The organism is Pseudomonas sp. NFR09 (genome assembly GCF_900111535.1).
GTDB lineage: Bacteria > Pseudomonadota > Gammaproteobacteria > Pseudomonadales > Pseudomonadaceae > Aquipseudomonas > Aquipseudomonas extremorientalis.
In genome coordinates, this window is record NZ_FOIH01000001.1 from 527,385 (window position 1) to 540,899 (window position 13,515).

10 protein-coding genes are annotated in these 13,515 nt (G+C 58.5%); 6 read left to right on the top strand and 4 right to left on the bottom strand.

The features are described from left to right. Positions 1-23: 23 nt before the first annotated feature. On the bottom strand, positions 24-7,229 hold the full coding sequence (locus BMX59_RS30995; RefSeq protein WP_093119723.1) for a SpvB/TcaC N-terminal domain-containing protein: 7,206 nt from the start codon (positions 7,227-7,229) through the stop codon (positions 24-26). Between the two features lie 5 nt (positions 7,230-7,234). Continuing rightward, a complete protein-coding gene (locus tag BMX59_RS02370) occupies positions 7,235-7,483 on the bottom strand; it encodes a Tc toxin subunit A-related protein (protein ID WP_256572933.1) in 249 nt (82 codons plus the stop codon). A gap of 320 nt (positions 7,484-7,803) precedes the next feature. Here BMX59_RS02370 and BMX59_RS02375 point away from each other — a divergent pair, with 320 nt between their 5' ends. After that, positions 7,804-8,616 carry an SDR family oxidoreductase gene (locus tag BMX59_RS02375; RefSeq protein ID WP_092240825.1) on the top strand — a complete coding sequence of 271 codons (813 nt, stop codon included), beginning with the start codon at positions 7,804-7,806 and terminating at the stop codon, positions 8,614-8,616. On the opposite strand, the gene BMX59_RS02380 is transcribed toward BMX59_RS02375, so the two are convergent. Beyond that, positions 8,613-9,470, bottom strand: a complete 858-nt coding sequence (locus BMX59_RS02380) for a LysR family transcriptional regulator (RefSeq protein ID WP_092240823.1) — start codon at positions 9,468-9,470, stop codon at positions 8,613-8,615. The genes BMX59_RS02375 and BMX59_RS02380 overlap by 4 nt on opposite strands. 111 nt (positions 9,471-9,581) lie before the next feature. Between BMX59_RS02380 and BMX59_RS02385 the strand changes: the two genes are divergently transcribed. From BMX59_RS02385 to BMX59_RS02400, 5 genes are all read left to right on the top strand, one after another. Beyond that, a complete protein-coding gene (locus BMX59_RS02385; protein ID WP_093119729.1) occupies positions 9,582-10,766 on the top strand; it encodes an MFS transporter in 1,185 nt (394 codons plus the stop codon). Next, positions 10,763-11,164 (top strand): DUF4440 domain-containing protein, encoded by a 402-nt coding sequence (locus BMX59_RS02390; RefSeq protein WP_092240819.1) that lies wholly within the window; start codon positions 10,763-10,765, stop codon positions 11,162-11,164. The genes BMX59_RS02385 and BMX59_RS02390 overlap by 4 nt, the downstream gene beginning before the upstream one ends. 105 nt (positions 11,165-11,269) lie before the next feature. Continuing rightward, positions 11,270-11,569, top strand: coding sequence for a hypothetical protein (locus BMX59_RS30675; protein WP_256572926.1), 300 nt, complete (start codon positions 11,270-11,272; stop codon positions 11,567-11,569). Between the two features lie 18 nt (positions 11,570-11,587). Further along, positions 11,588-12,196 carry a hypothetical protein gene (locus BMX59_RS02395; protein ID WP_256572927.1) on the top strand — a complete coding sequence of 203 codons (609 nt, stop codon included), beginning with the start codon at positions 11,588-11,590 and terminating at the stop codon, positions 12,194-12,196. Next, a complete protein-coding gene (locus BMX59_RS02400) occupies positions 12,186-12,644 on the top strand; it encodes a hypothetical protein (RefSeq protein ID WP_092240817.1) in 459 nt (152 codons plus the stop codon). Before BMX59_RS02395 ends, BMX59_RS02400 begins: the two co-directional genes overlap by 11 nt. 6 nt (positions 12,645-12,650) lie before the next feature. Here the strand turns inward: BMX59_RS02400 and BMX59_RS02405 are convergent, their stop codons facing one another. Continuing rightward, complete coding sequence (locus tag BMX59_RS02405; RefSeq protein WP_071488551.1) at positions 12,651-13,514, bottom strand: efflux RND transporter periplasmic adaptor subunit; 864 nt, start codon at positions 13,512-13,514, stop codon at positions 12,651-12,653. Position 13,515 lies beyond the last annotated feature (1 nt).

The following is a 13,515-nucleotide window of genomic DNA, read 5'->3' on the forward strand; positions in this document are numbered from 1 at the left end:
CCACGGGGACAAGTGAATCAGATTCAGGCCGGATTGATCCGTTTGAGCAACACGCTTTTATGCGGCGAGTCCACAGTTGAGCGCGTGCGAATAACTTTTTGTTCCGCACTCGGCCCTGGATTATTCTTTACCCATTCAAGACGCTCTTTCTCACTGATGAGAGTGGCTTCATACACCTCCAGGATCGCTTCGGGCTCGACGTAGGAGTCAATCAATACCTCCTGCGAGCCTTTAGCAAAATTCATCACCCTGTTTAATTCACCTCCAATCGGCTTCGAGCCCGGTGCATCTGCATGCTCCTGCTGCATCGCCGCGCGCCCCTGTTCAGTGGTCAGATCAAAGGTAGTGCTCTCAGCCGGCCTGCGAAACTTCACGACCCTCTTGCTTCCCTCGGCAGCCCATATGCCCGCCACTTTGAGAGAGCGCGTGCCTGAGATCCATCTGGACTTGAGCAGGGCCCTCGTGCCTCTTCGAACATGTTCATACGAACTGGTGAACTTGTCATGCCCGATCGGCGGTCGAAGCCCCCTGAGTTTAAGCCTGGTTTCATCCTTGCGCAGCGCACGATAGAAAATATCCGGATCCTCACTTTCCGATTCTCCTTCCGAATCTGGATGTCGGGCCCTGACTCGGGGTGGGACGCTGGTCACCTGGGACGAAGGCCCTGCCTGGTTGTCCAACCTGGGTCGCTTCGAGGACGAAGCCGAAGATTGTTCGTCCTGGGCTCTTTTCCCTTTCAAGCCATCATCGTCAATAAGATTGACAGGGTTGTTTCCGACCATCCGGTAGAGGTTGGGCCCGTCAATCATCAATTCGGGGTCCGGGCTCAACCATCGCTGTTGCCAAGGTAAGTAATAGCGTCGCTTGAAGTAGTAAAGCCCCGTCGCATCGCACTCCTTGCCCACGTAACCCAGCGTACGATAACTCTCTTCACTGGAATCACCACGCTCCCAAAGAGCTGTAGTGCCAAACGGATGGTAACTTTCGCGACTGACGACCTTCGCCATACCATCCAGCTCTACGGCCCATGATCGCAAATGATCATCCAGGTTGTAGCGGTACTGATCATTTGCCACTCGCTTGGGTCGCGCTGTTTCCCAGTGCAGCACCTGCACTTCACCCACAGTGATCACATGCAACACATTGCCGTGCACATTACGGATCTCCAAATCCGGTAAATAGCGTGTTTCCTGGGTGACAGCACGCGCATTGGTATGGGCAATGCGCACTTTGCGCCGACGCTTACCTTCTGAGTCGTAGACGTAATGCTCACTGTCATTGTCGGTGGATTCGCGCACCACCGGCTCTACGTGGAGCAATTGGTTACGCTGATCCCAATTCAGCGGTCGGCCCTCCAGCCTGAGTAGGTTGCCATTGGGGTCAAACTCGTCGTCGAAATCAGCTTGGGTCAGCGACACACCCTGACTTTCAGGCAAGCAGCGATTGCTGAAGGGAGCCGCCTTCAAAATCCGCCCATGGCTTTGTGGCCCTTGGTGGATCAACTCCAGCAAATTGCCGCCCCTGTCATAGCGGTACGTCTGACAGTATTTGGCTATTGCGAGGGGGTCGGCCACGTGATTCGGCCCTTGGCGAAGACTGCCCGCTTCAAAGCCAGTTGCCCTGACCAATTGACCGATGCTGTCGTGGTGGTAGCAACTGATCGGATCGATACGCTGATTGTTAAAAAACCGCACCGCCAGCGTCGTGTCCTTAATTCTGACAACGTTACCCGCCGGTTCATACTCGTAATGAAGGTCCTGCAAGAGCGCGCCACTGCCGCGATAACTGGACAGCTGGCGTAATCGACCGTCTAGAGGACAGTAATCAAACTGCCTGACCACACCATTGCCCAGGGTTTTGCGTTCTATCTTGCCGTGCGCATCGTAGACAATGGCGCTCACCAGAGTCGTTTGCGCTGACGCCCCCTTGAGCCTGAGCCACGCCTCACGCAATTGGCCGTCGACCGTGTAGCGGAAGCCCTGGTGATTACCTGCCACATCGATCTTTTGCAGCACCCCGCCGAGTGCATCGAGGTAAACCTGAGTGCGCAACCCCTCGCCAGGCTCCAACAAGGCATTGCGCAGGTGCAAGGATTTCGGCCAGTCCGGCATATCCAGGGTCTTCAGGAAATGCTGCACATGATCCAATACGGTACCGCCCATCGCGTACTCGTTGAAATGGCGAGTGCCCGCAGTGTCATCCTGCCGGATGACCTGCCCGCATAGGTTACTGTCGGCATGGACTGGCTCTGCACGCGCATAGGTAAAGCGCTCCGTGCACAAGCCTTGCTCAACCACTGCCAACGGTCGTATCAACTCATCAAATTCGACCTCGCGCTGCGTACCCCGCCCATCCTGCGAATACACGTTTTGCCCGGCTTCACCAAACACGTGGACACGCCACCCAGCGTCGACGCTTTGGGTACTCAGCACCTGGCCGCCCAAGGAGTAAACAGTTGTCAGGTTTGCCGGCACCGTAGGGTCGCCTTCATGCAGTAAATGCAAGCGGGGGTCCCATTGGGCAGTTGCCTGGCCTGCCTTGTTGTAAAGCGTGCGTGTGACTCTCAGGTCTGCCGCCCCCTGCGGATCGCTGCGGCAATAGGCAACTGCGCGGCAGGCCAGGCCGCGCGGTTCAATCGCCGTCAGGTCAGGCGTATGCGTGTGCACCTGGGGATTGAATAATGGCGTGACATCCGCGTACGCCCTGGCTGCTCGGGTTTCTTCATACGTGTCGTTTTCATCCTCACTGATGGTGTACCAGCAACGGAAAGTCTGACGCCGCAGATGGCCTTCCTTGGCAAGAATAGTATTCGTCCGCCGCCCCAACGGGTCGTAGAGCTGTGTATCGTAGTAGCCGTGCTGGCTGAAGCTGGCGTCGTTGATGCAATGCCAATCCGGGGCAAAGTACGGCCGATACACCCTCACCGCAAGCCCCTTGTTGTTGTACTCGACCCGCTCGCTGACGCGCCAGCGCGGCACATCCTGCAGCGTAATCGGCTTGCCCTCGGAGTCCAGCGCCAGGGTGCCGTCCGACTGCACCTGGTACGCATAGCCATCGTCCACCTTATGCTTGGTTTGCAATGGACGGCCGAATCCATCCCAACAGCGGATCGTCATGCGAATCTGCCGGTCAGGGGCAGTCGGATCATTATCCGCCATGAGGAGCACACCATGCACCGGTTCGCGCTGCACGTTCACCAGGAGCGCACGCAGGCGCTGGCGTGCAGGCGTCAAGTCTTGCGTCGGTAAAAGCGCATGCGCGCCAGCGCGTATGTGGCCACTGGGCAACAGGTCGCCTTGCTTAACGCACTCGTCAAGCCAGGCCAAGTCCGACCGGTCAACTTCGGGTATGCGGCCCATCCAACTGAACGGGTTTTCGAAATAAGCGGTGGCGGCACCTTGCAGTGCTTGCTCCGGCGCCTCGATCGCGTGGGCGGGGCTGTCGTCCTGTGGCCGTTGATAATTGTCAACGGGGTCGAATCCCACGGCCTCACCGCGCTCCACACCGTAAAAGCTGGTAGCCAGCACCTGTCCGAAAGCGCCATGTAGGACTTCCTGGCTATTTTGATTGGGGTCGAGGATGCGGGCAGGTTGCATCAAGCGGTAATCAATTTTCTCGACCTGAGTCTTACAGCCATCAGGCAAGGTCACCGACGTGTTCAGGCATCGGTGAGGGTCATAGCCCAGTAACGTCACGCCGTGGGCCTGGGTCTGCTGCACCGTCAAGACCTGATGAAAGTCGGACAATGGGGCATAGGTGTAGAAGCCCCGCCTGATCGACCAAAGCGGCTCCGGTTCCAATTGCGGGCCGAGCAGCCAGGGCATGCGGCGGTAGCCGATCTCGGTCAGGCGTGCCGCCAGGTCAAACGGCATATCGCCGTGTTCATTCTTGAGCAGGTCATACGCCTGGAGCGCGGGTTTATCGAGCTCAGCCCTCTCCACATAGTCCGGCAAAGCCTCGAAACCGGCCTGGCCGTCGGGCCATGGCGTGTTACCGGGAAGCTTGCGATAACGCTGCAGCGATTGCCCGACCAGCTGGCGCTGGATGCTGTCATTGAGCGGGTTGTCGGCGCTGGCGGACGTAAAGTATTCGTAGGTAATGTCTTGCGGCATCAGGCCTTTGGGGCCAGCGCCCTTGACCAGCACCATCGCATCGGTGCGTTGCAAATACGGCAGGCCCAAGCGCCAGGCGTCGGGCTCGGTCAGGTTGATGAATCGCGCAAGGGTCTGCGTCAGGTAGTAACGCTGCTGTGCATCATCATGGGTGTCGCACCACCAGCGTTTTTGCGGCGCAAGCGTGTGAGGGTCCAATTGGCACGCCGGATCACTCCGAGCAGTGAGACGCCGGGCGTATTCGACGGTAACGCTGTCGGTCGGGTTGCCGACAGCATCCCAGTGCAAATTCAAGGTCTTCTGACACACAGGGTCGGCGCTTTTGCGCTCGTAGCGATAGGTGATGATTTCAACCGGTAATACGTGCAGCACATGATAGGGGGCATGTTTTCCACCGGTGGGACGCTGCAGCCTGCGCAGCAGGTAGCGATGCTGCTCGACGGAATACGGCGTGCCGTCCTCGTCACCAAAGTCAAAGAGTTCACTGCGCAGCACCTGCCCAACCAGTGCATTGCACATTTGTTCCTGTTCCTTGGCATCGGGGACGACCAACTGATCGCAGTCGTCCGCCTCGTGATAATAGCTGTAGAGCGTACCCTTCAAATCGATAGCGTCACTATCCCCGTCGAAGTAGTCCTGGGTGGGTGGGTCCACGGTGTCACCGACGTGATACCAGGTTTTGCGCAACACCGGCGCGCTGTAACCCTCCTCGCGCTGCCCATTTGCCTGCTCTTCGCAGTCGCTCGACAGCTGCAAGGCGAACCCATGAAACTCACGCTCGACGCCTTCGTAGAAGGCCTTTCGATAGCTGAACCGCTGGGTCAATTGGTTGCCGGTGATTTCATCATGCTGTATTTGGACGCTGACCAAGGGCAGCGCAAATGGCAGGTGGCACACCGCTGGTTGTTCGCGGGCCTGGAGGTATTGTTTTTCATCCAACCACTCCTGGGCCGAACTGCGGTACACGACAGTTGCGGCAGCACCGAGGTTATTGTTGGTGCCACACAACAGGTACGGCTTGGCGTGAACCAGGTCATAGCGCCAGTGCCGAGGGCTCATATGGGGCACGGTCAGCACCAGGCTCGAATACCCCTGCCCTTGCAGGTCCGCGGCGCTGACTTGGCAAAATCGGTCATAGTTCACACCGGGTGGCCAAGGCAGGCACAGGGGGACTTCATCAAAACCGTTGCCACCACGGTTCATATAGATCAGCGCACAGTTCGGCCGCAATAACACCAGGTCGACAGCACCAGAGCCGTCGAAATCGGCGAGCAGCACCTGTGACGCGTCGAACTCATCGTAGGTGAAGGGTAACTTGCACCACACAAAACCCTTGCCGAAACGCCCACGCCCCAGGTTAGGCCAGCATTTGAGCTGATCATGGCGCACTTCAACAAGATGCTGCTGGCCGGAACCCAGCACGTCACAGAACGCCACCAGTCGGTCATTCGCGCGGCTGAATAGCGGCAGGCAGTCATCGTCGATACTGTGCGCCACTTCATGGGCGGCTCGATATCCTTCTGCGCGACCGCTCGCATAAAGGCGCACGCTGTGTGGACCGATCATTGCCAGGTCCTGCAGCCCTGCGCCCATCAGGTCCGCCAGTTGCGCCTGAGGATGAAAGAACTCATTGGGCAGTGCCTTCAGCGAGATGAACTGATCCCAGCGGCCATCCGGCCGGTAGGTGAAAAAGCCGCTCCAACCCGGCTTGGCGATGATCCAATCCGGAGTGCCATCACCCGTGATGTCCGCCAGGAATTGCCGCACAGGTTTTGTGCTATCGGCGACGGGAATGCGTTCGAGCTCACGCCACTCGTCATAAACCACCTCATCGGGATGGGTCGGAGCCTCGGCCCGTTTGGGCGAGCGGTAATACCAGCTTTTGTCGCTGCGATAGAGAATGCCTGCCATTCCTTCGCTCAGCAGATCGAACAGATGGTAGCGATCACCATCGTTCAAGCCGGGCATCGCATCGAAAGGTTGGAACCCCGTCACATCTTCAACCGGGGAGAACGCCTGATAAGTAAACTCAATAGGGGGGCGGCTATGAAGCACGCCATTACCGTCACACGCCTGGGAATGGGCTGCGCTCAAGTGGCTGTAGCCCAGGGCGGTAGTGTGGTACTCGAGTAGCAAACGTTGTACCAGGACCGGCTCAGGTCCGAGTTCCGCAAAGCTGTGAAACATCAGGACTTGGTGGCACAAGCGTTGCGTCCACAGTCCGAAGCCATAGCGGTAGTCGGAGTAGGCATCCGTCCGTGCAGTCCAATGTTCTGTTCCAGCATAGGCTGGGACCGCCTCGATCCCACGGGGCCGCTCCCCGTAGTCAAACACCAGATGAAAGTGCCACTGCACATTGGCCCAGCCAGCAACTTTCCAGGCATAAAGGTGCCTATGTCCCTGGGCATTACCGTAATGCACCGCGCTCAAGTAACGCTGGGCACGGCCATCACGGGGCTGGTCGGGGCCTGGCGCGTCGGTGTCACGTTTATATTCATAGGCCACGTGCTCGCCAGCGGGGTTAACTTTTTCATGAATCAACCAAGCGGCTACGTTTGTCTCATCATCAGGACAAGCCAACCGTGAGTCCGCGGTCTTACCGTAAATGTGAAGGCTGCCGTCTGCCGTATGCACCAGCCAGAACATGGTCTGATCGGCGTTTGAGGTCCAGCGCTCAATCAAGGCAAATGCGCCTTCGATGCGGGGCCAGTAACGTGTCACCTGGTGACTGCCGACGTCTAGCCCGCGGTAATGGGTTTCGGTCCTCTGGACTAGTTGTCCATCGCGGTCATCCCGTTCCGGCATCAACACTTCGCCGTCGGGGCCGAGAACCAAGTCCTCATCGGTGTAGGTAGGTACGCCTTGGGATGTGCGCCGACTGATGGCATTAACCGTCTTGCTCCAGCCCATACCGAAGTCGCTGTTGCCCGCATCGCTGCGATAGCTCAACGCAAGGTCCGGCGCAAGGCCGCGTCCAGGGGAAATAGGCAAGGGCAACGCATATGACGCCGTTCCCCTCGCGCCTACGGCACCCAAACCATCCCCAAGACTTCGAATCGCGCCACCGCCCTTCGGCAGGCTGGGTGGAATGATGTTCAGTGAGTCGTCATGGTTCATGAGGGCTACTCCTGGCCGAGTTTAGCGGTGTAACTCAGGTGGAGGATGATGTCTTGCAGCGATTCGATGTGCCGCTCACGTATCTGCGGATTTTGCTCGGTAAATGCCAGGCGCCAACGGGAGACCGAGCCAGTGGGTTCGAAGGGAAGATAGCGCTCGTCATCGCCGGTGAATTGGCCGTCGTCGTTATCCACGTGAGATAAGACAATTTGCAACTGACCTTGCCTTTCCTGGTTTTTTTGAGGCTGCGTCAGTCACCAGGCCTTTTAAAAAACGGGTGTTGAAGACCGGCTTGACTTGCGGTGCTTTCGCGCCGGTCTTGGGTTTGGCTTTCGATTTAGACGTTGTTGGTGGTTTCGCTGTCGTGGATTTCTTATCTTTGGCTTTCACATCCAGTTTGCCCCTGTTGCCCGAGTGAGACTGGATTAAACATAAGCCATTTCACACGATGGTGAACCTGTGAAAGTTGACAGGTTCACGCTCGTTTCCCGCGAAATGTACATGTTTCAATTTGCACCACAGCTACGGTAGGGTGCCTCTCCACAAAGACAGCGACACCGCCAAGGACCGCCCCATGCCCAACGTACTCATCACTGGTTGCTCCAGCGGCATCGGCCGCGCCATGGCTGACGCTTTCAAGGCAGCAGGCTTCGAAGTGCTCGCCAGCGCTCGCCGCGAAGCCGACGTTATCGCCCTCAACAACGCCGGTTTTCACGCCGTGCTGCTGGACGTCAACGACAACGCCGCCCTGCTAACACTGGCCAGCCATGTGGGCGAGCTGGACGTGCTGATCAACAACGCCGGCTACGGCGCCATGGGCCCACTGCTTGATGGCGGCACCCAGGCGCTGCAACGCCAATTCGAAACCAATGTGTTTTCCATCATCGGCGTGACCCAGGCGTTTTTTCCGGCGCTGCGCAAACGCAAAGGCCTGGTGGTGAATATCGGCAGCGTGTCCGGGGTGCTGGTGACGCCGTTTGCGGGCGCCTACTGCGCATCCAAAGCGGCCGTACATGCCCTGAGCGACGCACTGCGCATGGAACTCGCGCCGTTTGGCGTGCGGGTCATGGAAGTGCAGCCCGGTGCGATCAATACCAGCTTCGCAAAAAACGCCGGTGCCCAGGCCGAATTGTTGATCAACGAGCAATCGCCGTGGTGGCCATTGCGCGAAGGTATTCGCGCACGCAGCCAGGCGTCGCAGGACAAGCCGACACCCGCCAATGAGTTTGCGGCGGACGTACTCAAGGCCGTGCAACAGTCGCAACCGCCGCGCCTGCTGCGTTCGGGCAACGGCAGCCGCGCGTTGCCGTTGATGGCGGCGCTGTTGCCCAAGGGGTTGTTGGAGAGGGTGCTGAAGAAGCGTTTTGGTCTGGCGGGCTCACTCTAGCCCTTCATGAAATCAATAAATGCCCGCACCTTGAGCGGCAAATGCCGAGTGTCCGGATACATCGCATAGACCCCTTGCGGAGCGAAGCGATGGTCCGGCAACAGGCGCACCAACCTCCCGCTGTTCAGATCGTCCTGCACCAACCACTGCGGCAACACTGCCACGCCATGCCCGCGCACGGCAAAGGCTTGCAGGACCGCCGCGCTATCGGCCACCAGCGAGGCATTGCCGGGACGGTACTGATGTTGGCCACCTTCGGGGTCGGTCAGGCTTAACTCAGTCAGACGGCCATGTGCCAATTTGGGCAACGGCTCCAATGCCTCCAGCGTGTCAACCCCGGCGAACTCCGGTGCCGCCACGACAAACACCTCGAAGGTGGACAATTGCACCGCGCGGTGATTGGAATCGAGCAGGCGGCCCAGTCGAATCGCCACGTCGAAACGTTCGGAGATCAGGTCGGCATGGGTCGAGGAAGTGGACAAGTGAATGTCCAGGTCCGGATGCAGGCGGCGGAAGGCTTCGACCGCCGGCGCGACCACGGCCAACGCGTATTCGATGGTGGTGGTGATGCGCAACGTGCCTTTGAGTTGGGCATGCTCCGAGCGGGCTTCCTCCACCGCCAATCGAGCTTCTTCGAGCATGCGCGTGCAACGCACGTAGAAGCGTTCGCCGGCATCGGTCAGCGCCAGTTGGCGGGTGTTGCGGGTCAACAGAGTAACGCCCAGTTCCGCCTCCAGGCGCTTGAGGTTGAAGCTGACCACGGCGCGAGTCTGGCCCAACAGGTCAGCGGCAGCGGTGAGAGAGCCGGCCTCGACCACGGCCTTGAAGGTGTCGAATCGGTCCAGGCTGACCATGGGTTGGAGGTCTCTTTGTCAAAATATTTTTGACAAACTAGCAGGCAAACCGGCGTAGCCCAAATGTTGTGTGCGGCCTACCCTGCCCGCTTCATTCGCAGGATTGCGTTCATGACCTACCGCTCGAAAGTCGCCTGGATCTTTTTGCTGGGCTTCGCCCTGGACCTGGTAAACATGTTTGTCGCCACCGTCGCCTACCCGGACATTGCCCGCGAACTGCACGCCTCGGTCACGCAACTGGCCTGGATCAGCAATGCCTATCTGATCGGCCTGACCGTGATCATTCCGCTCAGTGTCTGGTTGGCTGCGGTGATGGGGGAGCGAACGCTGATCGCGGCAAGCCTGTTGCTGTTCGCCGGGGCATCGGTGATGGTGGGCCAGGCGAGTTCGATTGAAACACTGATCGGCTGGCGTGCCCTGCAAGGGCTGGGCGGTGGCTTGCTGATTCCCGTCGGGCAGGCCATGGCTTACCGGCATTTCCCGGCGGCTGAACGCAGCCAACTGACAGCGCGAGTGATGTCGGTGGCATTGCTGGTGCCGGCGCTGTCTCCGGCTCTGGGTGGTTTGATTGTCGACAACATGTCGTGGCGCTGGATCTTCTACGCCAATCTGCCACTGGCGTTGATGACCCTGCTGCTGACCGTTCTATGGATAAAACCTGACAGGCCGTCGAGCCGTCGTGTGCCACTGGACGTGGGCAGTATTTTCCAACAGATGCGCAGCCCAATGCTGCGCACCGCGATGCTGATCTACCTGTGCATCCCCGGCGTGTTCATCGGTACCAGCCTCATCGCCATACTCTATCTTCGCGGCCTCGGGTACGACGCCACACAGACCGGCGCCTTGATGCTGCCGTGGGCACTGGCGTCGGCACTGGCGATTTTGCTCAGCAAAAAACTGTTCAACCGCTGTGGTCCGAAGCCGTTGTTGTTGGCGGGCATGCTGCTGCAATGCCTGGGCATCCTGTTGCTGAATGGCCCTGCACTGATCATTCCAGCCTATTTGTTGATGGGGTTGGGAGGCAGCCTGTGCAGCAGCACCGCGCAGACCCTGGCCTTTCTCGATATTCCTGCCGAACGCATGGGCCACGCCAGCGCCTTGTGGAACATCAATCGGCAAGTGAGCTTCTGCCTGGGCGCAGCCATACTCAGCGCACTGTTGTCAGCCTTGGATTCCTTCGCCATAACCTTCACGATGGCGGCAGCCCTGACCCTGCTGCCTCTTTTTGCGGTGCTGCGTCTGGATGCGTCCAGGCTACGTGCACTGCTTCACCCCGCCAGCGAGCCCGACCGATGATTGACTACAGCGATTTTTTTGAAGAAGTGATCCAGACCCACGTCGAGATCGAACAATGGTTTGCCGGTGTCGCACCCGAAGGTACCTTGCAGACGTTGCTCGCCCGCTTTTCGCCGGAGTTCAGCATGATCGCCCCCGCTACCGGCGCACGGGTGAATGCCGCCGGGGTCAATGCACTGTTCACGCGTCTGGGCGGCATGCGCCCGGGGTTGAAGATCACCTTGAGCGAGATGGCCGGAATCGACCGGCATGCTCGTGGGGCGACGGTGACTTACCGCGAACATCAGGTGGATGCCAGCGGCACGCAGACGGATCGCCGCGCTACAGTGGTGTTTGAGAAGCAGGCCAGTGGCGTGCTGTTGTGGCGGCATTTGCACGAGACCTTCATAGCGCAGTGAGATAATTACCAGGCCGCGTCCTACAAAAAACAGCGAACGGCCTGACATCATTACAAGGAAACAATCCCCAGGCTCTTTCACCTCTGTCGACTCACAGGTGAAAGGATGCCCAGGGATTTTCTGCAAAGTGGTGTGCCGCAAGCGCATACCACTACTCGCCAGCGGCTGACCAGTCTGCTGGACCTGCCCAAGCTCTATCGAACCATAGATGCCGACCCGGCCATCGTCGGGGCCGCAGTGGTGCATATCGGCAGTGATTATCAGGTGACGGTACTGCGTGAGTTTGTGCCGCTGTGCAGTATCAGGCCCAAGCGCGTGATGTTGCGGGAAATGACGGGGCCGGTCAGGACGGCAGAAGAATATGCGCAGCTGGCGGCCAGTTCACTGCATGAGTCGCAGGTGTGAAAAGAAGCATCGGGAGTCGTGAGTTCCTGCGGCGGGGCTGTAATAGGCATCATAATTGCGAAGGCAGGAATCGCGGCGGCACCGTTCAGCGCAGGTACCAGTCTTGCTTTGTCCTACGTTGCTTTGGCCGGCACGGCTGCAAGCGGCGTGCAATGCCTCAACAGTCTATGGCGGACCTACAATGAGTTCGTCAACCCCGCCGAGAACGACTACTACGACTCGTTAGGTTGGTACCAGGCAATGACCGTCGCTCTAGACGGAATCTCACTCGTCGGTGCGGGAAGCACTACGTTTGCCACGGTAAAAACGATTATGGCGATCAAACATTCGACGGGGCGCGAAGTCACTGATGTCTTGAGGCATATGAGTCGTCAGGAACGCGCAAAGCTAACCAGCGAAGTATTACGCCTGAAAAACCCTCGTCACCCCAGTGCAATGGTTCGCCTGAAACAGTTGTCTGGGCAGTTGCCCAGACGCTTCAGCAATTCCCAGATACGCCTAAGCATCATGACTCAGATCCAAGACCAAATCGGCGCCACTTTGGCTGTCACGGGCAGCACTCTATCCGGAAACGTCAATCACGTGATCGTTGCACTCTACGAGGAGTTCGACAGCCATGAAATATAGCGTCGACCCCTTCCGGGAGTATTTAATTTGGCGCCGTTATGCGTACCGTTTTTTACCGGTATGGGGTGGCGCCTTACTGCTTTGCTTGAATACGATTGCCGGCAACATGGCGCATAGCCTCTCGTACTACGCAGCGCTCTATCACCTATCGACCGAGTATTCTTTCGGAACCGGCGTAGCACTCTGCTTGATCTTCTACGTGGGCCAAGCGATGTTGTGGGAAGGATCCCGTCATGCATCTCGAGTACTTGTAACTGTGATCATCGCGAATATCTTGCTCTCGATCGCCTATCTGGGCAGCCACGCTGTGACATTGCTCAACCTATTGCCGCTATTCTCGGCTCTGCTTTACATCTTGGTTCTCAATTCAAAAAAACATCGCCGTTTTACCAGCATCTTGAGAGTGAAACGCCGTCGCAAAGTGAGGGCCAACGCACTCCGCCAATAGCCGACCTCAACCTCCCGACAACTCCCGCACAATCACCGTGCACGTAATCCCCGCCGCCAACAACACCCCCTGCGGCACTTCATCGATATGAATCCGCACCGGCACCCGCTGGGCCAGGCGCACCCAGTTGAAGGTCGGGTTCACATCGGCAATCAACTCGCGGCTCTCGGGATTGTCGCGGTCGTAGATGCCGCGCGAGATGCTTTCTACATGGCCCTTTAAGGTCTCGCCGCTCATCAACTGCATATCGGCTTTGTCACCGACCTTCACATGGGGCAGTTTGGTTTCTTCGAAGAAGCCGTAGACCCAGAACGAGTTCATATCCACCACCGCCATCTTGGCTTCGCCGATGCGTGCGTAGTCGCCTCGGTGCACGTTGAGGTTGGTGACATAGCCGTCCACCGCCGCCAGCACCCGGGTGCGTTTCAGGTTGAGTTCGGCGGCTTCCAGTTGCGCCAACGCATGCTGGTAATCGGCCAAGGCGGAGTCGGCGATGTTGCTGGCGTCGTCGCGGTTTTCCTTCGAAATCACCAGCGCATCCAGGTCCGCCCGGCGATGGGCGTTGACCTTGCGCATTTCCCAGGTGGCTTTGCGCGACGCGACCAGCGATTGCGCCTGCTTGACCGCAATGCGGTAGTGCTCGGGATCGATCTGCATCAGCAGGTCGCCTTTTTTGACAAGCTGATTGTCACGCACCGGCACGTCGACCACTTCGCCGGTGACGTCAGCCGCCACGTTGATGATGTCGGCGCGCACACGGCCGTCGCGGGTCCACGGGGTTTCCATGTAATGCACCCACAACGTGCGGCCAATCCAGATCGCCAGGGCCAGTACCAGCAAGGTCGCGAGCAGGCTGAAAAACTTTTTCATC

Coding starts and splice junctions, on each gene's coding strand:
- BMX59_RS02390 (WP_092240819.1), top strand. CDS start 10,763: ATGATTGACTACAGCGATTTTTTTGAAGAAGTGATCCAGACCCACGTC.
- BMX59_RS02405 (WP_071488551.1), bottom strand. CDS start 13,514: ATGAAAAAGTTTTTCAGCCTGCTCGCGACCTTGCTGGTACTGGCCCTG.
- BMX59_RS02400 (WP_092240817.1), top strand. CDS start 12,186: ATGAAATATAGCGTCGACCCCTTCCGGGAGTATTTAATTTGGCGCCGT.
- BMX59_RS30675 (WP_256572926.1), top strand. CDS start 11,270: ATGCCCAGGGATTTTCTGCAAAGTGGTGTGCCGCAAGCGCATACCACT.
- BMX59_RS30995 (WP_093119723.1), bottom strand. CDS start 7,229: ATGAACCATGACGACTCACTGAACATCATTCCACCCAGCCTGCCGAAG.
- BMX59_RS02385 (WP_093119729.1), top strand. CDS start 9,582: ATGACCTACCGCTCGAAAGTCGCCTGGATCTTTTTGCTGGGCTTCGCC.
- BMX59_RS02380 (WP_092240823.1), bottom strand. CDS start 9,470: ATGGTCAGCCTGGACCGATTCGACACCTTCAAGGCCGTGGTCGAGGCC.
- BMX59_RS02375 (WP_092240825.1), top strand. CDS start 7,804: ATGCCCAACGTACTCATCACTGGTTGCTCCAGCGGCATCGGCCGCGCC.